At 44.4% G+C, this 21103-nt stretch carries 15 protein-coding genes and 1 tRNA gene; 3 read left to right on the plus strand and 13 right to left on the minus strand.

From position 1 onward, the window contains the following. Positions 1-57 precede the first annotated feature (57 nt). The 13 genes from fusA to deoC form a co-directional block, all read right to left on the minus strand. Positions 58-2172 carry an elongation factor G gene (fusA, locus tag J8M00_RS23005; protein ID WP_211012797.1) on the minus strand — a complete coding sequence of 705 codons (2115 nt, stop codon included), beginning with the start codon at positions 2170-2172 and terminating at the stop codon, positions 58-60. Positions 2173-2199: 27 nt separating this feature from the next. Then, positions 2200-2670: a 30S ribosomal protein S7 gene (gene rpsG, locus J8M00_RS23010; protein ID WP_023400582.1), complete on the minus strand. Its 471-nt coding sequence runs from the start codon at positions 2668-2670 to the stop codon at positions 2200-2202. A 101-nt stretch (positions 2671-2771) separates the two neighbouring features. Beyond that, positions 2772-3146, minus strand: coding sequence for a 30S ribosomal protein S12 (rpsL, locus tag J8M00_RS23015; RefSeq protein WP_010387308.1), 375 nt, complete (start codon positions 3144-3146; stop codon positions 2772-2774). 427 nt (positions 3147-3573) lie between these two features. After that, the gene (rpoC, locus tag J8M00_RS23020) at positions 3574-7755 is read right to left on the minus strand and encodes a DNA-directed RNA polymerase subunit beta' (protein WP_211012798.1); all 4182 of its coding nucleotides are present in this window, start codon (positions 7753-7755) and stop codon (positions 3574-3576) included. A 104-nt stretch (positions 7756-7859) separates the two neighbouring features. Then, a complete protein-coding gene (gene rpoB, locus J8M00_RS23025) occupies positions 7860-11885 on the minus strand; it encodes a DNA-directed RNA polymerase subunit beta (RefSeq protein WP_211012799.1) in 4026 nt (1341 codons plus the stop codon). A 264-nt stretch (positions 11886-12149) separates the two neighbouring features. Next, positions 12150-12512 (minus strand): 50S ribosomal protein L7/L12, encoded by a 363-nt coding sequence (gene rplL, locus J8M00_RS23030; protein ID WP_023400585.1) that lies wholly within the window; start codon positions 12510-12512, stop codon positions 12150-12152. A gap of 72 nt (positions 12513-12584) precedes the next feature. Further along, complete coding sequence (gene rplJ, locus J8M00_RS23035; protein WP_023400586.1) at positions 12585-13079, minus strand: 50S ribosomal protein L10; 495 nt, start codon at positions 13077-13079, stop codon at positions 12585-12587. 337 nt (positions 13080-13416) lie between these two features. Then, on the minus strand, positions 13417-14121 hold the full coding sequence (rplA, locus tag J8M00_RS23040; RefSeq protein WP_023400587.1) for a 50S ribosomal protein L1: 705 nt from the start codon (positions 14119-14121) through the stop codon (positions 13417-13419). 6 nt (positions 14122-14127) lie between these two features. Next, positions 14128-14556, minus strand: a complete 429-nt coding sequence (rplK, locus tag J8M00_RS23045) for a 50S ribosomal protein L11 (RefSeq protein ID WP_010387320.1) — start codon at positions 14554-14556, stop codon at positions 14128-14130. 186 nt (positions 14557-14742) lie between these two features. After that, the gene (nusG, locus tag J8M00_RS23050; RefSeq protein WP_023400588.1) at positions 14743-15300 is read right to left on the minus strand and encodes a transcription termination/antitermination protein NusG; all 558 of its coding nucleotides are present in this window, start codon (positions 15298-15300) and stop codon (positions 14743-14745) included. 4 nt (positions 15301-15304) lie between these two features. Next, positions 15305-15682, minus strand: a complete 378-nt coding sequence (gene secE / locus J8M00_RS23055) for a preprotein translocase subunit SecE (protein ID WP_023400589.1) — start codon at positions 15680-15682, stop codon at positions 15305-15307. A gap of 126 nt (positions 15683-15808) precedes the next feature. After that, positions 15809-15885: transfer RNA gene (locus J8M00_RS23060), tRNA-Trp, on the minus strand. A gap of 287 nt (positions 15886-16172) precedes the next feature. Continuing rightward, positions 16173-16931, minus strand: coding sequence for a deoxyribose-phosphate aldolase (gene deoC / locus J8M00_RS23065; RefSeq protein WP_211012800.1), 759 nt, complete (start codon positions 16929-16931; stop codon positions 16173-16175). Positions 16932-17323: 392 nt separating this feature from the next. Here deoC and cysG point away from each other — a divergent pair, with 392 nt between their 5' ends. Genes cysG through cysN form a run of 3 tightly spaced genes read left to right on the plus strand, consistent with a single transcriptional unit; the run spans position 17324 to position 21094 of the window. Continuing rightward, entirely contained in the window at positions 17324-18745 is a 1422-nt protein-coding gene (gene cysG, locus J8M00_RS23070; protein WP_211012801.1) for a siroheme synthase CysG, read from the plus strand. Between the two features lie 34 nt (positions 18746-18779). Beyond that, positions 18780-19679 (plus strand): sulfate adenylyltransferase subunit CysD, encoded by a 900-nt coding sequence (gene cysD, locus J8M00_RS23075; RefSeq protein WP_023400592.1) that lies wholly within the window; start codon positions 18780-18782, stop codon positions 19677-19679. Next, positions 19679-21094 (plus strand): sulfate adenylyltransferase subunit CysN, encoded by a 1416-nt coding sequence (gene cysN / locus J8M00_RS23080; RefSeq protein ID WP_211012802.1) that lies wholly within the window; start codon positions 19679-19681, stop codon positions 21092-21094. Before cysD ends, cysN begins: the two co-directional genes overlap by 1 nt. The last annotated feature ends 9 nt before the right edge of the window (positions 21095-21103 follow it).

Raw genomic sequence — 21103 nt, forward strand, 5'->3', positions numbered from 1 at the left:
TTTAAAATTTCCTATAAAGAAATTAAAGTCCAGTCCTAAGACCGGACCGAACTAAAATTACTTAACAGCGCGAGCTGCAATTATTGCGTCGGCAACGTTTTTCGCCGCTTCTGCGTACTTGGAAAATTCCATTGAGTACGAGGCACGACCTTGCGTTGCAGAACGTAAATCGGTTGCATAACCAAACATTTCAGACAGTGGAACTTGCGCATTGACAAGTTTAAGACCACCAAAAGCGTCTTCCATACCTTCGATCATGCCGCGACGACGGTTTAAGTCGCCTACTACATCACCCATGTTTTCTTCAGGGGTAGTGACTTCAACTTTCATAACAGGTTCTAAAAGCACTGGTTGCGCTTCTAAAGCACCATTTCTGAAGCCCATTGAACCGGCGATCTTAAAGGCCATTTCATTTGAGTCAACGTCGTGGAAAGAGCCGTCGAATAACGTCGCTTTCACACCTAACAGAGGGTAGCCCGCAAGCACACCTTGTTTCATTTGCTCTTGAATACCTTTATCAACCGCTGGGATGTATTCCTTAGGAACCGTACCACCTACGATTTCATTAACGAATTCGTATGTTGGTGCGTCTTCATCAGAAAAATCCATTGGTTCCAATTTCAGCCATACGTGACCATATTGACCACGACCACCTGATTGACGTACGAACTTACCTTCGGCTTCTACAGAACCACGGATGGTTTCTCTGTATGCCACCTGCGGCTTACCAACGTTACAAACAACGTTGAACTCACGTTTCATACGGTCAACAATGATATCTAGGTGAAGCTCACCCATACCAGAGATGATCGTTTGACCTGACTCTTCGTCAGTTTCAACACGGAAAGACGGATCTTCTGCCGCTAGTTTACCTAGTGCAATACCCATTTTTTCCTGATCTGCGACTGTTTTCGGCTCTACCGCTACTGAGATCACAGGCTCTGGAAATTCCATACGCTCTAATGTGATCACTGAATCTTGAGAACAAAGCGTGTCACCAGTGGTAACGTCTTTAAGTCCAATCGCAGCAGCAATATCACCAGCGCGAACTTCTTTAATTTCTTCGCGCGAATTTGAGTGCATCTGAACAATACGACCAAAACGCTCTTTTTTACCCTTTACAGGGTTATAAACAGAGTCACCTTGACCTACTGTACCAGAATAAACTCGGAAGAAAGTCAGTGTACCAACAAATGGGTCCGTCGCAATTTTAAACGCCAACGCCGAAAACGGCGCGTCGTCGCTAGCTGGACGAGTAGCTTCAGAATCATCCTCAAGGATACCCTGAATCTCTTTAACCTCAGTTGGTGAAGGCATGAATTCAATAACCGCATCAAGCACAGCTTGAACACCTTTGTTTTTGAATGCACTACCACAAGACATTGGTACAATTTCATTACTCAATGTCAGTTGACGAATCGCAGATTTAATCTCCTCTTCGCTCAACTCACCTTCTTCTAAATATTTGTCCATTAGCTCTTCAGTCGCTTCCGCTGCACTTTCAACTAAGTGAGAGTGCCACTCTTCAGCTAAATCCTGAAGGTCTGCCGGGATCTCTTCGTATGTGAAAGTCATACCCTGGTCATCTTCGTTCCAGTTAATGGCTTTCATTTTGATGAGATCGATAACACCTTTAAATTCATCTTCAGCACCAATAGGTAGCTGAATAGGCACAGGTGTCGCACCAAGACGGTCTTTCACCTGATCCACAACTGCCAAGAAATCTGCACCAGTACGGTCCATCTTGTTAACGAAGATCATACGAGGAACTTCGTATTTATTGGCTTGACGCCAAACAGTTTCTGTTTGTGGTTGTACGCCTGATGAAGCACAAAGAACAACAACTGCACCATCAAGTACACGCAATGAGCGTTCTACTTCGATAGTAAAGTCTACGTGTCCTGGAGTATCAATGATATTGATGCGATGCTCAGGGAACTGAGCATCCATACCTTTCCAGAAACACGTTGTCGCAGCAGAAGTAATGGTAATACCACGCTCCTGCTCCTGCTCCATCCAGTCCATAGTTGCAGCACCATCATGTACCTCACCAATTTTGTGAGACAGACCCGTGTAATAAAGTACACGCTCTGTAGTGGTGGTTTTACCTGCATCTACGTGAGCACAAATACCGATGTTACGATAGCGCTCAATTGGAGTAGTACGTGCCATAATATCCTCTTAAAGGTCTTGGGCAGATTACCAACGGTAGTGAGCGAATGCTTTGTTCGCTTCAGCCATACGGTGAACGTCTTCACGTTTCTTAACCGCAGTGCCTTTGTTTTCCGCAGCGTCAAGGATCTCTTGTGCAAGACGAAGACCCATTGACTTCTCGCCACGCTTACGTGCAGAGTCAACTAACCAACGCATACCTAATGCGTTGCGACGAACTGGACGTACTTCAACTGGTACTTGGTATGTAGAACCACCAACACGGCGAGATTTAACCTCAACCGCAGGGCGTACATTTTCAAGTGCAGCTTCAAAGATTTCTAGGTGCGACTTGCCTGATTTATCAGCAGCCACGTCTAGCGCACCGTATACGATTTTTTCAGCAGTAGATTTCTTGCCGTCTAACATTACTACGTTAACGAATTTAGCAAGAAGTTCTGATCCGAACTTCGGATCTGGAAGAATTTTACGTTGACCTATTACGCGTCTTCTAGGCATTTTATCTCTCCGATATCTTCAGGTTCGTTTTTTAAACGAATACCCAAAACAAATTATTCAATATTAAAACTTAAGTGCTTGGCCTTACTAACGGAGAACCATTAGCCCTTAGGACGTTTTGCACCGTACTTAGAACGACCTTGTTTACGATCGTTAACACCCGCACAGTCAAGCGCACCACGAACTGTGTGGAAACGCACACCTGGTAAGTCTTTAACACGACCACCACGGATAAGGATTACACTGTGCTCCTGAAGGTTGTGACCTTCACCGCCAATGTAAGAAGTTACTTCGAAACCGTTCGTAAGACGAACACGCGCTACTTTACGTAGTGCAGAGTTTGGTTTCTTTGGTGTAGTTGTATATACACGAGTACATACACCACGCTTTTGTGGACAAGCTTTAAGAGCAGCAGAGTTGCTCTTTGTAACCTTGCTGCGACGTGGCTTACGTACTAGCTGGTTAATAGTTGCCATTAAATAGCTCCTGATTAGTTAAAATTACTACTGAAAAAATAAAATCGACCCAAATTTTCCTTCCATTTTAATGGAACGAATAAATGGGTGGCCGAATTTTAATGAGCAAAGATTAACCTGTCAATAAAAATCCATTTTACAGCGGTATTTTTCGTCGAATTTGTCGTTTTTGAGGCCGTACTTTTAGCTCGTAGACTTTTTATGACTTATCCTGATTTGTAAAACAGTTATATGTCACATCATAAGAAAGATATCATCTTATGCACTTCGTACCTTTATCAGAAATTTACTGAAGCCACAAATACTGACACCCGATTAAGACACCACCATGACAGGATGTACCATCTTCAAACTCGTAAAATGTGCACAGATCAAAAAGGCCGCCCTATAGGCGGCCTTTTAATAATGAGTATGTAGCGTTTAAAGCTTACTCATTACCGCCTAAAAGGTCAGCGTTAAGTGCATCTGTAAGCGCTTGTGACGCTTCTTCAGCACTAACCGTTTGCTCTTCCACTGGTAGCTCGCTTTCTTTACGACGGTTAATGCGCTCTTGGTGATACGCAAAACCAGTACCAGCTGGGATCAAACGACCAACGATAACGTTTTCTTTCAGACCACGAAGCTCGTCGCTCTTACCGTTTACAGCTGCTTCAGTTAGGACACGTGTTGTTTCCTGGAACGACGCTGCTGAGATGAACGATTCAGTTGCAAGTGATGCTTTAGTAATACCCATCAGCTGAATTTCGAATTTAGCTGGGATCTTACCTTGCTTCTCAAGCTCACGGTTTGCAATGTTAACGCGTGCAACTTCCGCTTGCTCACCAGCTAAGAACTCAGTGTCACCACCGTCAAGGATGATGCACTTACGTAGCATTTGGCGAACAATTGTTTCGATGTGCTTATCGTTAATCTTTACACCCTGAAGACGGTAAACTTCCTGAACTTCATTGGTGATGTAGTTAGAAACATCAGTTACACCACGTAGACGTAGGATGTCATGCGGAGATTCAGGACCATCGGCAATAACTTCACCTTTAGCAACCTGCTCACCTTCGAACACGTTAAGCTGACGCCATTTCGGGATCATCTCTTCGTATGCATCACCTTGATCTGGTGTGATAACTAGACGTTTCTTACCTTTAGTCTCTTTACCGAAGCTTACAGTACCAGTGATCTCTGCAAGGATGGCAGGATCTTTTGGCTTACGCGCTTCGAATAAGTCAGCAACTCGAGGTAGACCACCGGTGATATCACGAGTCTTCGAACCTTCTTGTGGGATACGCGCTAATACGTCACCCGGCTGAACAGTTGCACCATCTGTCACTTCAATCGTGGTGAATGAAGGTAAACGGATTTCCTGTAGGCCACGCTCTTCGTTTTCGATGATTAACTTAGGCTCTTTTGCATTTACCTTAGCTAGATCTTTAACTACAACACGTGTTAGACCAGTTAGTTCATCAGTCTGAGCTTCTGTGTTTGAGTCATCAATATCGCTGAACGATACCTTTGACTGGTGCTCGATAACGATTGGGTGACTATGCGGGTCCCAGTTAGCAACGATATCGCTACCTTTAACCTCTGCACCATCTTGAACAGTAAGTACAGCACCGTAAGGCACTTTATAACGCTCTTTCTCACGGCCTTGCTCATCAATAACCGTAATTTCTGTAGAACGTGAAGTTACAACGATCTTGCCGTCAGTATTAATTACAAACTTGGCGTTATGTAACTTCATGCTACCGTTGTTTTTAACTTGTACGCTGTTTTCTGCAGACGCTCGAGATGCCGCACCACCGATGTGGAATGTACGCATCGTAAGCTGTGTACCTGGCTCACCGATTGACTGAGCTGCAATTACACCGACTGCCTCACCTGGATTGATGATATGGCCACGTGCAAGGTCACGACCGTAACAGTTAGCACATACACCAAAGTCATTGTCACACGTGATTACAGAGCGAACTTTAACTTCATCTACTGAGTGCTCTTCTAAAAGGTCACACAGTTTTTCGTCAAGCATCACATTACGCTCGACCAGTACTTCATCAGTACCTGGCTTACATACGTCTTCTGCAACAACACGACCTAGAACTCGCTCGCGAAGCGGCTCTACAACGTCACCACCTTCGATAAGCGGCTTCATTACTAGGCCTTCTAACGTGCCACAATCTGATTCATTGATAACCAAATCTTGCGCAACGTCTACTAGACGACGTGTTAGGTAACCCGAGTTCGCTGTCTTAAGTGCGGTATCGGCAAGACCTTTACGTGCACCGTGCGTCGAGATGAAGTACTGAAGTACGTTTAGACCTTCACGGAAGTTTGCCGTGATTGGCGTCTCGATGATTGAACCATCTGGACGTGCCATTAGACCACGCATACCTGCTAGCTGACGGATCTGAGCGGCACTACCACGAGCACCAGAGTCGGCCATCATGAATACTGAGTTGAAAGAGTCTTGCTGCTCTTCTTCACCCTGTGCATTCACAACTGTATCTTTCGATAAGTTCGCCATCATTTCACGTGATAGGTTTTCGTTAACACGTGACCAGATATCAATAACTTTGTTGTACTTTTCACCCGCAGTTACAAGACCTGATTGGAACTGTTGGTTAATCTCTGCAACTTCAGCTTCTGCACGCTCGATGATTTCAGTCTTCGTAGGTGGAATAACCATATCGTTAATACCGATAGATACACCTGACTTCATCGCGTAGTGGAAACCTGTGTACATCACTTGGTCAGCAAACACAACTGTGTCTTTTAGACCTAGGCGACGGTAACACTCGTTAAGAAGACCAGAAATCTGCTTCTTACCTAGTGCTCTGTTGATAAGTTCAAATGGTAGACCTTTTGGCATGATCAATGAAAGGATCGCACGACCTACTGTTGTATCAACAATGTGAGTTATCTCCGAACGCTCGCCAGTTTCTTCGTCAACAATGGTTTCTGTTAGACGAACTTTAACACGTGCGTGAAGCTCTGCTGTACCTGTACGGTATGCTTTTTCAGCTTCTTTCGGGTCTTTAAACGCAATGCCTTCACCTTTTGCATTGATGCGGTCACGCGTCATGTAGTAAAGACCTAATACAACGTCCTGTGAAGGTACGATGATAGGCTCACCACTTGCAGGTGAAAGGATGTTGTTTGTAGACATCATTAGTGCACGAGCTTCTAGCTGTGCTTCTAATGTTAACGGTACGTGTACCGCCATTTGGTCACCATCGAAGTCAGCGTTATACGCCGCACACACCAACGGGTGTAGGTGGATTGCTTTACCTTCGATTAGAACTGGTTCAAATGCTTGGATACCAAGTCTGTGAAGTGTAGGAGCACGGTTCAATAGAACTGGGTGTTCACGGATCACTTCATCAAGTACGTCCCAAACCTCTGGTACTTCACGCTCTACCATCTTCTTCGCAGCTTTGATAGTAGTAGCCATACCACGGCGCTCTAGCTTACCGTAGATAAATGGCTTGAATAGCTCTAGTGCCATCTTCTTCGGAAGACCACACTGGTGAAGTTTAAGCGTTGGACCAACTGTGATTACAGAACGGCCTGAGTAGTCAACACGCTTACCTAGAAGGTTTTGACGGAAACGACCTTGTTTACCTTTGATCATGTCTGCAAGCGACTTAAGAGGACGCTTGTTAGAACCTGTGATCGCACGACCGCGACGACCGTTATCAAGTAGTGCATCTACCGCTTCTTGTAACATACGCTTTTCGTTGCGTACGATGATGTCTGGTGCAGCTAGGTCAAGTAGACGCTTCAGACGGTTGTTACGGTTGATAACACGACGGTATAAGTCGTTCAGATCTGAAGTCGCAAAACGACCGCCATCTAGTGGTACTAGTGGGCGTAGATCTGGTGGAAGTACAGGTAGTACGCTCATGATCATCCACTCAGGGTTGTTACCTGATTGGTGGAACGATTCCATAAGCTTAAGACGCTTAGTAATTTTCTTACGCTTAGTCTCAGAGTTAATTGTTGGTAACTCTTCACGCATTTCTGCGATTAACTGACCAAGGTCTAGTTCGCGAAGTAGATCAAGTACAGCTTCTGCACCCATCTTCGCTTCAAACTCATCGCCGTGCTCTTCTAGTGCATCTAGGTACTCTTCTTCACCTAATAGCTGACCACGCTCAAGCGTTGTCATACCAGGCTCTGTTACTACGAATGATTCGAAGTAAAGTACGCGCTCGATGTCACGAAGAGTCATATCAAGCATTAAGCCGATACGAGACGGTAATGATTTAAGGAACCAAATGTGCGCTACTGGGCTCGCAAGCTCAATGTGACCCATGCGGTCACGACGCACTTTAGTAAGTGTAACTTCAACGCCACACTTCTCACAGATAACACCGCGGTGTTTTAGTCGCTTGTATTTACCACACAAACATTCGTAATCTTTTACTGGGCCGAAAATACGTGCACAGAATAAGCCATCACGCTCAGGCTTGAAAGTACGGTAGTTGATTGTCTCAGGTTTCTTTACTTCACCGTATGACCATGAACGAACCATGTCTGGAGAAGAAAGACCAATGCGAATTGCATCGAATTCTTCGGTCTTATTTTGTTGCTTCAGAAACTTAAGTAAGTCTTTCACCTTAGCTCTCCTGTCGGAGTTAATCTTGAGGGCGAGCTGCGCTCACCCCTTCATTCTTTACAGTTACAGTCCGGGTTGGCAGCTCAACTGAGCTGCCGGTCGGATTAACTTTCTTCCAACTCGATGTTGATACCTAGCGAGCGGATTTCTTTCAACAATACGTTGAATGACTCTGGCATACCCGGTTCCATCTTGTGGTTACCGTCTACGATGTTCTTATACATCTTAGTACGACCATTTACGTCATCCGACTTAACTGTCAACATTTCCTGTAGTGTATAGGCAGCACCGTATGCTTCTAATGCCCATACCTCCATCTCACCGAAACGCTGTCCACCGAACTGTGCTTTACCACCCAACGGCTGCTGAGTAACTAGGCTGTAAGAACCCGTTGAACGCGCGTGCATCTTGTCGTCTACTAGGTGGTTTAGTTTCAGCATGTACATGTAACCAACAGTTACTTTACGCTCAAACGCATCACCAGTACGGCCATCATAAAGCGTTACCTGACCACTTGATGGGTAACCACCAAGCTCTAGTAGTTCTTTGATTTCGCTTTCTTTAGCACCATCGAATGCCGGCGTTGCGATTGGTAGACCACCTTTAAGGTTATTTGCTAGGCGACGAACTTCGTCATCTGAGAATGTAGCAATGTCTACTTCTTGACGACAGTCGCCAAGATCGTACGCTTTCTTGATGAAATCACGCAGCTCATGTAGCTCCGCTTGCTCTTTCATCATATCTTCGATGCGCTCACCGATACCACGTGCAGCAAGACCCATGTGTGTTTCAAGGATCTGACCGATGTTCATACGTGATGGTACACCTAGCGGGTTAAGAACGATGTCTACCGTACGACCTCTTTCGTCATATGGCATATCTTCTACTGGTACGATTGTCGAGATAACACCTTTGTTACCGTGACGACCAGCCATCTTATCACCCGGTTGGATACGACGTTTAACAGCTAAGTAAACTTTAACAATCTTAAGTACGCCCGGCGCTAAGTCATCACCTTGTGTGATCTTGCGACGCTTGTTCTCAAACTTTTTGTCGTATTCAGCTTTCAGTTCATCGTACTGCGCAGCTAACTGCTCAAGTTCAGCTTGTTGTGCTTCGTCAGCTAGGCTCTGAGTCAGTAGCTTTTCAGCATTTAGAAGTGCAATTGCATCTTCATTTTGACCAGATTCAACAAGTAGTTTACGAGCACGAGTTAAAATGCCGCCTTCAAGGATCTTGAATTCTTCGTTGAAGTCTTTCTTCGCTTCGCGAAGCTGCATTTCTTCAACTTCAAGTGCGCGCTTGTCTTTTTCAACGCCATCGCGTGTAAACACTTGAACGTCGATAACTGTACCAGAAACTGAGTTAGGCACTCGTAGAGAGCTATCTTTAACGTCAGAAGCTTTCTCACCGAAGATTGCACGTAGTAGCTTTTCTTCAGGCGTAAGCTGTGTTTCACCTTTAGGCGTTACTTTACCTACTAGGATATCGCCGCCTTTCACTTCGGCACCGATGTATACAACACCTGACTCATCCAGTTTACCAAGTGCAGACTCACCTACATTAGGGATATCAGCAGTGATTTCTTCTGGACCTAGCTTAGTATCACGTGCAATACACTGAAGCTCTTGGATGTGGATCGTTGTTAGACGATCTTCTTGTACAACTCGCTCTGAAAGTAGGATTGAATCCTCGAAGTTGTAACCATTCCAAGGCATGAACGCAACACGTAAGTTTTGACCAAGTGCCAAGTCACCTAAGTCCGTTGAAGGACCATCAGCAAGTACGTCACCGCGTACAACTGGCTCACCAACCATACAAGTTGGTTTTTGGTTAATACATGTGTTTTGGTTCGAACGCGTGTATTTAGTTAGATTGTAAATGTCGATGCCCGCTTCACCCGGAACACGCTCATCTTCATTAACGTTAACAACGATACGGCTCGCGTCAGCGTACTTAACCACACCGCCACGCTTAGCTACGATTGTTACACCTGAATCTTTTGCAAGTGTACGCTCGATACCTGTACCTACTAACGGCTTATCAGCGCGTAGTGTTGGTACTGCTTGACGTTGCATGTTCGATCCCATCAATGCACGGTTCGCATCATCGTGTTCAAGGAATGGGATAAGTGCCGCTGCCACAGAGATAACCTGCTGTGGAGATACATCCATATATTGGATGCTGTCGCTAGGCATAAAGGTCGATTCACCTTTATGACGACATGGAATTAACTCTTCTGCAAATTGGTTCGCTTCAGTCAAGTTTGTATTCGCCTGTGCGATTACGAATTGACCTTCTTCGATTGCAGATAAGTAATCAACTTCGTCAGTCACTACGCCGTCAACAACTTTACGGTAAGGTGTTTCCAAGAAACCGTAATCATTTGTACGTGCGTACGTCGATAATGAGTTGATTAGACCGATGTTTGGACCTTCAGGCGTTTCGATTGGACAAACACGACCGTAGTGCGTTACGTGTACGTCTCGAACTTCGAAGCCTGCGCGTTCACGTGTCAAACCACCCGGACCTAACGCAGAAATACGACGTTTGTGCGTAACTTCTGAAAGCGGGTTGTTTTGGTCCATGAACTGTGACAACTGAGAAGAACCAAAGAACTCTTTAACAGCTGCAGAAATCGGCTTAGCGTTGATCAAATCTTGTGGCATCACGTTATCTAGATCACCTAGACTTAAACGCTCACGTACAGCACGTTCAACACGTACTAGACCAACACGGAATTGGTTTTCAGCCATTTCACCAACAGAACGAATACGACGGTTACCTAAGTGGTCGATATCATCCACTTCACCCTTACCATTACGAATGTCGATAAGAACCTTCATAACAGAAACGATGTCTTCTTTGCTCAGTGTACCTGGGCCTGTATCTGAATCATAACCAACACGGCTATTGAACTTCATACGACCTACAGTTGATAGATCATAACGTTCGTCAGAGAAGAATAGGTTATCGAATAAAGCTTCAGCAGCTTCTTTCGTTGGTGGCTCACCAGGACGCATCATACGGTAGATTTCTACCAATGCTTCAAGGCGGTTTGAAGAAGAGTCAATACGAACAGTCTCTGACATGTACGCACCGCTGTCTACTTCATTGATGTAAAGCGTATCGATCTTAGTGTGACCCGCTTTCACAAGCTCAGCCATCAACTCAAGCGACAATTCAGCGTTCGCTTCAGCGATGATCTCACCTGTTGACTCATCGATGTAGTTTTTGGCAACTACGCGACCAATGATGTACTCATGTGGTACTTCAAGTTGCGTGATGCCTTTTTTCTCGATGTTTTTGATATGACGAGCTGTGATACGACGGCCCTGTTCAACCAATACTTCACCGTCTGCATCTTTGATATCAAATGCAGCCGTCTCACCGCGTAGGCGAGATGGTACTAGTTCCATCATCACTTTACCGTTTACAACTTCGAAACCAGTTGTTTCAAAGAATAGCGCTAGAATTTCTTCAGTTGTGAATTCTAGTGCGCGTAAAATGATTGAAGCCGGTAACTTACGACGACGGTCAATACGAACGAAAAGGTTATCTTTTACATCAAATTCAAAATCTAACCATGAACCACGGTAAGGGATAACACGTGCATTATAAAGCACTTTACCCGATGAATGAGATTTACCGCGGTCGTTATCAAAGAATACACCAGGTGAACGGTGTAGCTGAGAAACGATAACACGCTCGGTACCGTTGATTACGAAAGTACCTGTGTCTGTCATGAGCGGGATCTCGCCCATGTAAACTTCTTGCTCTTTAATGTCTTTGACTGTACCTGGAGCTTCTTTGTCCATAAGTACAAGACGTAATTTAACGCGAAGTGGAGCAGAATAAGTCACGCCGCGAATTTGACATTCTTTTACATCGAATACTGGTTCTCCGATACGGTAACTCACGTATTGAAGTTCAGAATTGCCCGAGTAGCTTTTGATAGGGAATACAGAACGGAATGCAGCTTCCAATCCAGTATCGCCATCCGCGTCCGGCGTAATGAATTTTTTAAACGATTCCAACTGCGTTTGCAAAAGGAAAGGTATATCCAAAACTTGTGGACGTTTACCAAAATCCTTACGGATACGTTTCTTTTCAGAATAAGAGTAAGCCATGGGGTTCCTCAGCTTGCTGATCTTTGACCCAACCTGTTCATGCAGAACAGCATTCATTGGCATCTAAGCCATGATAACAACATCTAAATTGTCTACCTAAACCCAACAGTTTCCCAAAAGGTTTAAATTATTGAAAAACTTGAAGAATTTAGGTTTTTATTGCGCAATAGTAATACTTTCGCTCTAGAGCGCAAAAGGGCCGGTGATTAAAAAATCACCAGCCCTTGCCTGATTTCTCAGGCAGCGAACCTAGCGTATGCTAGATTACTTGATCTCAACTTCAGCACCAGCTTCTTCAAGATCTTTCTTAAGTGCTTCAGCTTCTTCTTTAGAAACAGCTTCTTTGATTGGCGCAGGAGCAGACTCAACAAGAGCTTTTGCTTCTTTAAGGCCAAGACCAGTTGCACCACGTACAGCTTTGATAGCAGCAACTTTGTTACCGCCAGCGCCAGCTAGGATTACGTCGAACTCAGTCTTCTCTTCAGCAGCTTCAGCAGGACCAGCAGCAACAACAGCAGCAGCTGCAGTTACGCCGAATTTTTCTTCCATTGCTTCAACTAGTTCAACAACTTCCATTACTGACATTTCAGCAATCGCGTCAAGGATTTGGTCTTTAGTTACAGACATTTTAAGTTTCCTAATTAATCACGAACCCATGAGGTTCAAAAAAATTTATTGATGAAAGTGTAAAAGGTGCGATTAAGCAGCTTCTTCAGCTTTCTGAACACGTACAGCTTCAATTGTTTTAACCAATTTACCAGCTGACGCTTCTTTCATAGCGCTCATTAAGCGTGCAACAGCTTCGTCGTAAGTAGGTAGCTTAGCAAGCATATCTACGTCAACAACATTGCCTTCAAATGCAGCCGCTTTCAGTTCGAACAACTCGTTTTTCTTTGCGAAATCAGCAAAGATACGAGCAGCAGCACCTGGGTGCTCTGAAGAGAAAGCGATTAGGCTTGGGCCTACTAGCGATTCGTTAAGGCACTCATAATCAGTACCTTCAACAGCGCGTTTTGCAAGCGTGTTACGGACAACTTTCATCCATACGCCTGCTTCACGAGCTTCTTTACGAAGCGCAGTGATAGCATCTACTGTTACACCACGAGAATCTGCAACTACTGCAGATAGAGCACCTTTGGCAGCTTCGTTGACTTCAGCAACAATTGCTTTTTTGTCTTGAAGATTTAAAGCCATGGGTGTTACTCCTGGTTAATATGGGAACAAGTCCCCAGTTCTACTTTACTCACAGCCAACTGGCTATGAGCTGCTTTTTACGGCGAGAACCAGAAGATTAGGAAAAATCTAGCTGGGATTCACACCGTCTACGTAGGGAGATTAAGTAACAAAGTTACACCTACGGTCTTGGACGGAAACGCAATTTATCGATTTTATTGTAGACCAAATTTGATAAACAACAGTTCGAAATTATGCGCTTCAACCCGAATTCTTTGCTTCGTTGGAAGTGACTTCTCAACGAAATGGCGCAAAATTATAGTCTAATTTTTACGCCATGTAAACGCTAAAATCTAAATTACGCTAGTTGCGTGTTTAGAGTAGCTTGGTCTACAGCAACACCCGCGCCCATAGTCGTTGAGATGCTTACTTTCTTCAAGTAAGTACCTTTCGCTTGAGAAGGCTTAGCCTTCTTAAGAGCAACGATAAGTGCTTCAAGGTTTTCTTGAAGCTGGTTAGCGTCGAAGTCAACCTTACCGATTGTAGTGTGGATGATACCGTTCTTGTCGTTACGGTAACGAACCTGACCAGCTTTTGCGTTTTTAACTGCTTCTGCAACGTTAGGTGTTACAGTACCAGTTTTAGGGTTAGGCATAAGACCACGTGGACCTAGGATTTGACCTAGTTGACCAACAACGCGCATTGCATCTGGAGAAGCAACAACAACGTCAAAGTTCATTTCGCCTTTCTTAACCTGTTCAGCAAGGTCTTCCATACCTACTAAATCAGCACCAGCTTCTTTAGCAGCGTCAGCGTTAGCACCTTGAGTGAATACAGCAACGCGCACTTCACGACCAGTACCGTGTGGTAGTACAGTTGCACCACGTACGTTTTGGTCTGATTTACGAGCATCGATGCCAAGGTTTACAGCAACGTCAACACTTTCAGTGAATTTAGCAGTAGCTAGTTCTTTAAGAAGAGCAACAGCTTCGTTGATTTCGTACTCTTTAGTTACGTCAACTTTTTCGCGGATTACGCGCATACGCTTAGTTAATTTAGCCATTCTCAATTACCCTTCTACATTCAAGCCCATTGCACGTGCAGAACCTGCAATCGTGCGTACAGCTGCGTCCATATCAGCAGCAGTAAGGTCAGGACGTTTAGTCTCAACAATCTCTTCTAGTTGTGCACGTGTTACAGTACCAACTTTCTCAGTGTTTGGACGGCCAGAACCAGACTTGATACCTGCAGCCTTCTTAAGAAGGTAAGATGCAGGTGGCGTTTTCATATCAAAAGTGAATGAACGGTCGTTGTAAACAGAAATGATTACAGGAACTGGTGCACCTTTTTCGATAGACTCTGTACGTGCGTTGAACGCTTTACAGAATTCCATGATGTTTACACCGTGTTGACCTAGTGCAGGACCTACTGGAGGACTAGGGTTAGCCATACCAGCAGCAACTTGTAGCTTGATTAAAGCTTCAACTTTTTTAGCCATGTTAATAACCTCGTTAAATGGGTCTTAGCCTTGTGCGCGCGAGGACGCGTACTCAAACGGCTTCCCGATTAAAAAATTCGTACTTTTTGTAGTTAGCATTGAGCTAGCTACAAAAAGGCCGCTGATTATAGTTTAATCAGCGGCCTTTTTCAATTACTTTTTGCAATAGTACAAAAATAATGCAAATTAGGTGTCTTGCTCTACTTGGCCAAACTCTAAATCAACAGGTGTTGAACGACCAAAGATAAGTACAGACACTTTTAAGCGGCTCTTTTCGTAATCCACTTCTTCAACAACACCGTTGAAGTCTGCAAATGGACCATCGATAACACGAACCACTTCACCCGGCTCAAATAGCGTCGCAGGCTTAGGCGCTTCTGCGTTCTCTTGAAGACGGTTAAGAATGCGATCAGCTTCACGCTGACTAATTGGTGCAGGACGATCAGATGTACCGCCAACAAAGCCCATTACACGTGGTGTGCTATTCACCAAGTGCCAAGTTGCGTCGTTCATCACCATTTGAACAAGGACGTAACCTGGGAAGAATTTACGCTCAGACTTGCGCTTTTGACCAGCACGCATCTCTACAACTTCTTCTGTAGGTACTAGTACTTCACCGAAGTCTTCTTCTAAGCCTTCAATTTTAATGTGCTCGATAATTGTTTGAGCAACGCGCTTTTCAAAACCAGAAAACGCCTGAATTACGTACCAACGTAATTTCTTTTCTTTGTTCTCATCCGACATGGGATCAGATCTCCAATCCAGTTAAAAAGCCAACAGCACGGAATAGCAAGCCATCTAATCCCCAAAGGATAAGTGCCATCACTACTGTTGCTGCCATCACGATAATTGTAGTATGTGTTGCTTCTTGACGCGTAGGCCATACAACTTTACGAACCTCAATACGAGACTCTTTTGCAAATGCAATAAAAGTACGACCTTTTTCAGTTGTCGCTGCGATACCTAAAGCGGCACCCACTGCAACTACAACACCGACGGCGCGAACCAACGCAGACATGTCTGCATACATATAGTTACCAACTACTGCGCCAGTGAGTAGTACAACTGCAACTAGCCATTTTACCGTGTCCATCGAGCTAGACGGGTTTTCAACATTAGTGCTCATAATTGTTTTACCTTAAATACAGACACAACAACCCTGTCTAAGACAGGGTTAATCCATTAAATCCAAATTTATAAATAAGCGACTTAAACTGCACATTATTTTAAATTGGGACTAAAAAGTATTGAGTGGCAGGGGCGGCAGGACTCGAACCCGCAACCATCGGTTTTGGAGACCGCTGTTCTACCAATTGGAACTACGCCCCTGCAAAGTGGATGCCCATTATACTGACGAACAATCTGAAAACAAGTGTAAAAGTTATACATCGTGTGATTTTCACAACTTTTGTTTTTCAATCAGTTATTCACAAGTACGTTACGGCATCACTTTTTGTCGTCTTAAAGCCCAAAACCGAATAATTCAGCCGCTTTGATTCAACACAATACAACCAATATTGGGTACATGACAGAAAATATCAAGGCCTAGGTACAAAGTGAGTTATGAAGTGGATTAAAAGTCACGTTTTCTGTTTACATTTATTGGTTCAAAGGCATTAGCCTCGAGCAACAACTCCTTTTACATCGGCGAGCAAACTAGATGCACCAAACCTGAAATTGGCTTTTTCAACCCACCCTCTTCCCATAATCTGGCAGGCAACGTCGAGGTAAGGGCACGCCTGTGCAACCGTTTTCACCCCGCCCGCGGCTTTAAAACCAACGGGTTTGCCGTTAATTTTAATACGCTCTAACATCACCTGAGTCGCTGCCAAAGTTGCGTTAACAGCTACCTTACCGGTACTGGTTTTGATAAAATCGGCCCCAGCTAATATCGCGATATCACTGGCTTGTGCGATCAATTCTGGCGTATCTAGCACACCACTTTCAATGATCACTTTTAACTGCACGGAGCTGCCACATACTTCCTTACTCGAGCGAACATATTGCCACGGTGTATCAGGATCTCCGGCGATAACTTGGTTATATGGCATTACTAAGTCAATTTCATCAGCGCCGTCATCAATGGCTTGCTGAGTCTGCGCTAATACTTGTGAAAGGGGCTGTTCACCACAAGGAAAGTTAGTCACTGTTGCCACTTTAACGCTATACCACCCCCGCGATGACAGGTGCTTTTTACACAGCGCCACAAATTGAGGATAAACACACACAGCAGCTGGCAATGCGACGTCTTCATCTATACTATCAAGCATCTCTAAGATACTTTTTTCTGTATCATCTTCATTGAGCGAAGTTAAATCCATTAGTTCAAGCACGTGCTTTGCAACAGCGGCAGTGACTTGATTATTTGTACTCATGAGATCTCCTTAGGACGCAAACCATCGAATAGGTTCGTCACTATCAATCTTATCCATTTACAGTGTGTTCAAGTTAAATGGATTATTTGGCCTCCCTACAGGACATTTGTCCGCCCCGATGCAGCTTTGACCTCTTCACACTCAGCACTGTGTTATTTTCATGTTCCATTATATCTCATAACCAATCGCTATAAGTTGCTAATATGGATACATTTTGCTCTCTAGACCTTGAAATATAAGCCTTAAACCAAAATCAAAGCCTGTATATAACTTTTAGTTATATATTTTGGGTTAATATTATTTTTTTGTATTTAAAGGCCGATATATTCTGCCCTCCTACTAAGTCATTTTAGTTGGCTTAAATCAAGGTTATGCATTTAGGGGCGAGTACAGTGCAATATTTACCGATATTTACTAAGTTAGACGATAGGCCAGTGCTAGTTGTCGGCGGTGGAGATGTAGCTTTACGAAAATGTCAGGCATTTTTGAAAGCCCGCGCACAGGTGACCGTTGTCGCTCCTGAATTTTGTACTGAGCTTACTGAATTAGCAGCACAAGAGAAGTTAACCTTAGTAAAAGAGTACTTCGACACTCACCACGTACTAGGTATGATGCTGGTCATTGCAGCAACTGACAATGAAGCTGTTAATCAAGCGGTATTCGACGCAGCAAACGCACAGAATATCTTTGTGAACGTGGTAGATGACCAGCCTAAGTGCGGGTTTATCTTTCCATCGATTGTCGACAGAGATCCAATCACCATTGCGATTTCAAGTGCAGGTACAGCACCTGTATTAGCACGTAGAATTAGAGAAAAACTCGAAACAGTTATTCCACATCATACCGGCAAGTTAGCACGTCTTGCCGGTGACTTTAGAGATCAAGTTAAAGCGCGATTTAAAAGCTTTTCAGACCGTCGTCAATTTTGGGAACGCGTGTTCGATTCAAGTGTTGTTAGTAAAGTACAAACTGGTGATGAACAAGGCGCACAACAACAACTGACTGAGATGCTTACTCAACCGAGCAAACTCGAAGGCGAAGTTTATGTAGTCGGTGCGGGCCCTGGCGATCCAGAGCTACTAACAATCAAGGCATTACAACTAATGCAGCAGGCAGACGTTGTCGTTTATGATTACCTTGTATCAGACGAAATCATGGATTTAGTGAGGCGTGATGCCGACCTTGTCTGCGTTGGTAAAAGGGCTGGCAATCACAGTGTAAAACAAGAAGATACCAACCAAATGCTGGTCAACTTTGCCAAACAAGGTAAAAAAGTTTGCCGAATTAAAGGCGGTGATCCATTTATTTACGGTCGAGGTGGTGAAGAAGTTCAGGTGTTGGCGCAACATGGCGTCAAGTACCAAATAGTGCCGGGTATCACAGCAGCCGCAGGGTGTAGCGCTTATTCAGGCATACCGCTCACGCACAGAGATCATGCACAGGCAATTCAGTTTGTAACGGGTCATTGCAAGAAAGATGGCCAAGAGCTTGATTGGCGTGGTTTAGCTCAACCAAATCAGACTTTGGCTGTATATATGGGGGTGATTAAATCCCCTCATATCCAAGCCAAACTTTTAGAGCATGGTAGAGCGCCTGAAACCCCTATTGCCATTGTTGAAAATGGCACACGTCAATCACAGCGTGTTGTTAGAGGCACACTGAGCGAATTGGCAGAAAAAATAGAGCAGCACGATATTCAATCGCCAGCACTTTTGATCATTGGTGAAGTGGCTGCATTACATGAAGAATTAGCGTGGTTTGGGCAATCAGAGCAAGTAAGTAGCTTTGCACAACCCATTACCCAAGTAGCTTAACGTATTAATTTAATTAACAGTAGGACGACGAACAATGGCTTTAACCCACCTTCAGCAACTTGAAGCTGAAAGTATAAAGATTATTCGCGAAGTCGCTGCAGAGTTCGATAACCCAGTGATGCTTTACTCAATTGGTAAAGACTCTTCAGTGTTACTGCATTTGGCTCGTAAAGCATTTTACCCAGCAAAAATTCCTTTCCCACTACTACATGTAGACACAGATTGGAAATTCCGTGAAATGATTGAGTTTCGTGATCGCTTGGCACAAGAATATAACTTTGACCTGATTGTTCATAAGAACCCTGAAGGCATTGCCATGGGCGTCGGCCCGTTTACACATGGTTCAGCTAAACACACTGACGTGATGAAAACACAGGGCTTGAAACAAGCGCTTGATAAATACGGTTTTGACGCAGCATTCGGTGGCGCACGTCGCGACGAAGAGAAATCACGAGCTAAAGAGCGTGTTTATTCTTTCCGCGACAAACACCATCGCTGGGATCCTAAAAATCAGCGCCCAGAGCTTTGGAATACCTACAACAGCCAAGTAAACCCGGGTGAAAGTATTCGTGTATTCCCATTGTCTAACTGGACAGAGCTTGATATTTGGCAATATATCTACCAAGAAAACATCGAAATTGTACCTCTGTACTTATCGGAGAAACGCCCAGTTGTTGAGCGTGATGGTACCCTTATCATGGTTGATGACGAACGTATGCCACTAGAGGAAGGCGAAGTACCAGAAATGAAATCTGTACGTTTCCGTACGCTTGGTTGTTACCCACTGACAGGTGCAGTGGAATCTGAAGCCAATACATTAACCGGCATTATCGAAGAAATGCTGTTATCCACATCATCAGAGCGTGAAGGCCGTGTTATTGATCACGATTCAGCTGGCTCTATGGAGAAGAAAAAACGCGAGGGGTATTTCTAATGTCGACAGCGAATGAAGTAAGAGAACTGGGTATTGAAGCCTACCTATCTCGCCAACAAGATAAAAGCTTATTACGCATGATGACCTGTGGTAGCGTTGATGACGGTAAGTCGACATTGATCGGACGTCTACTACATGACAGCCACCAAATTTACGAAGATCAACTTGCTGCACTGCATAAAGATAACGAAAAAGTTGGTAATGCAGGTGAAGAGCTAGATTTAGCACTACTTGTTGACGGCCTGCAAGCCGAGCGTGAGCAGGGCATCACGATTGACGTTGCATATCGTTACTTTTCAACAGCAAAGCGTAAGTTCATCATTGCTGACACGCCTGGTCACGAACAGTATACCCGTAATATGGTAACTGGTGCTTCGACGAGTGACCTCGCTATCATCTTGGTTGATGCTCGTTACGGTGTACAGGTACAGACTAAACGTCACAGCTTTATTTGTGACTCTTTAGGTATTAAGCAATTTGTTGTTGCTATCAACAAAATGGACATCGTTGACTTTGACGAAGCTGTGTTTGAGAAGATCAAAGCAGATTACTTACAGTTTGCAGAGCAGCTTAACGTATCAGACATCAAGTTTATTCCTATGTCAGCGCTTAAAGGTGACAACGTAGTAACTCGTTCTGAAAAGACTCCTTACTACACAGATAAGCCGCTACTTGAACTACTAGAAGACTCGCCTGCTGCTGAAGCAAACCATGCGTTTGAAGCGCGTTTCCCTGTACAGTATGTAGTGCGTCCAAACTTAGACTTCCGCGGTTTCCAAGGTACGCTCACTTCAGGTTCATTGAGTGCTGGTCAAGCGGTTAAAGTGCTGCCTTCAGGCAAATCTTCAACGATCAAAGAGCTTGTGACTTTTGATGGTAACCTTGAGCAAGCGCAAACAGGTCAAGCATTTACTATCACATTAGCAGACGAAATTGATGTCAGCCGTGGTGATGTCATCGTTCCAGCGGACTCTACTGCGGCTGCTACCAACCTTATTCAAGCAAAGCTTGTGTGGATGCACGAAGAGCCGCTTGTGTTAGGCAAAAACTACAACTTCAAGTTGGGCAGTAAAAGTACATCAGCCATTGTACGTAAGATTGACCACACCATTGATGTAAACACGTTAGAGCAAGGTCAAGCAGACCAATTGCAATTGAATGAAATTGCCATTGTCACCCTTGAGTTGACCGAGAGCATCGTGGCTGATATCTATCGCAGCAACCATGAAACAGGTTCATTTATCCTGATTGATCGCATCAGTAACCTCACCATCGGTGCTGGTATGATCGAAGCACTGCTTGCTGAAGAGTCTGCGACAACCTCTGAATTCAGTGCCTTTGAACTTGAATTCAACGCCTTGGTACGTAAGCACTTCCCACACTGGCAAGCGCTTGATATCAGCAAGTTGAAGTAAGTGGATTTA

The organism is Pseudoalteromonas luteoviolacea (genome assembly GCF_018100925.1).
Lineage (GTDB): Bacteria > Pseudomonadota > Gammaproteobacteria > Enterobacterales > Alteromonadaceae > Pseudoalteromonas > Pseudoalteromonas obscura.

Excerpts from the sequence above, each read along its gene's own strand:
- rplA (WP_023400587.1), bottom strand. The coding sequence starts at position 14,121 with ATGGCTAAATTAACTAAGCGTATGCGCGTAATCCGCGAAAAAGTTGAC.
- rplK (WP_010387320.1), bottom strand. The coding sequence starts at position 14,556 with ATGGCTAAAAAAGTTGAAGCTTTAATCAAGCTACAAGTTGCTGCTGGT.
- cysN (WP_211012802.1), top strand. The coding sequence starts at position 19,679 with ATGTCGACAGCGAATGAAGTAAGAGAACTGGGTATTGAAGCCTACCTA.
- secE (WP_023400589.1), bottom strand. The coding sequence starts at position 15,682 with ATGAGCACTAATGTTGAAAACCCGTCTAGCTCGATGGACACGGTAAAA.
- rpsG (WP_023400582.1), bottom strand. The coding sequence starts at position 2,670 with ATGCCTAGAAGACGCGTAATAGGTCAACGTAAAATTCTTCCAGATCCG.
- cysD (WP_023400592.1), top strand. The coding sequence starts at position 18,780 with ATGGCTTTAACCCACCTTCAGCAACTTGAAGCTGAAAGTATAAAGATT.
- rplL (WP_023400585.1), bottom strand. The coding sequence starts at position 12,512 with ATGTCTGTAACTAAAGACCAAATCCTTGACGCGATTGCTGAAATGTCA.
- rpsL (WP_010387308.1), bottom strand. The coding sequence starts at position 3,146 with ATGGCAACTATTAACCAGCTAGTACGTAAGCCACGTCGCAGCAAGGTT.
- deoC (WP_211012800.1), bottom strand. The coding sequence starts at position 16,931 with ATGAGTACAAATAATCAAGTCACTGCCGCTGTTGCAAAGCACGTGCTT.
- rpoB (WP_211012799.1), bottom strand. The coding sequence starts at position 11,885 with ATGGCTTACTCTTATTCTGAAAAGAAACGTATCCGTAAGGATTTTGGT.
- fusA (WP_211012797.1), bottom strand. The coding sequence starts at position 2,172 with ATGGCACGTACTACTCCAATTGAGCGCTATCGTAACATCGGTATTTGT.
- rplJ (WP_023400586.1), bottom strand. The coding sequence starts at position 13,079 with ATGGCTTTAAATCTTCAAGACAAAAAAGCAATTGTTGCTGAAGTCAAC.
- nusG (WP_023400588.1), bottom strand. The coding sequence starts at position 15,300 with ATGTCGGATGAGAACAAAGAAAAGAAATTACGTTGGTACGTAATTCAG.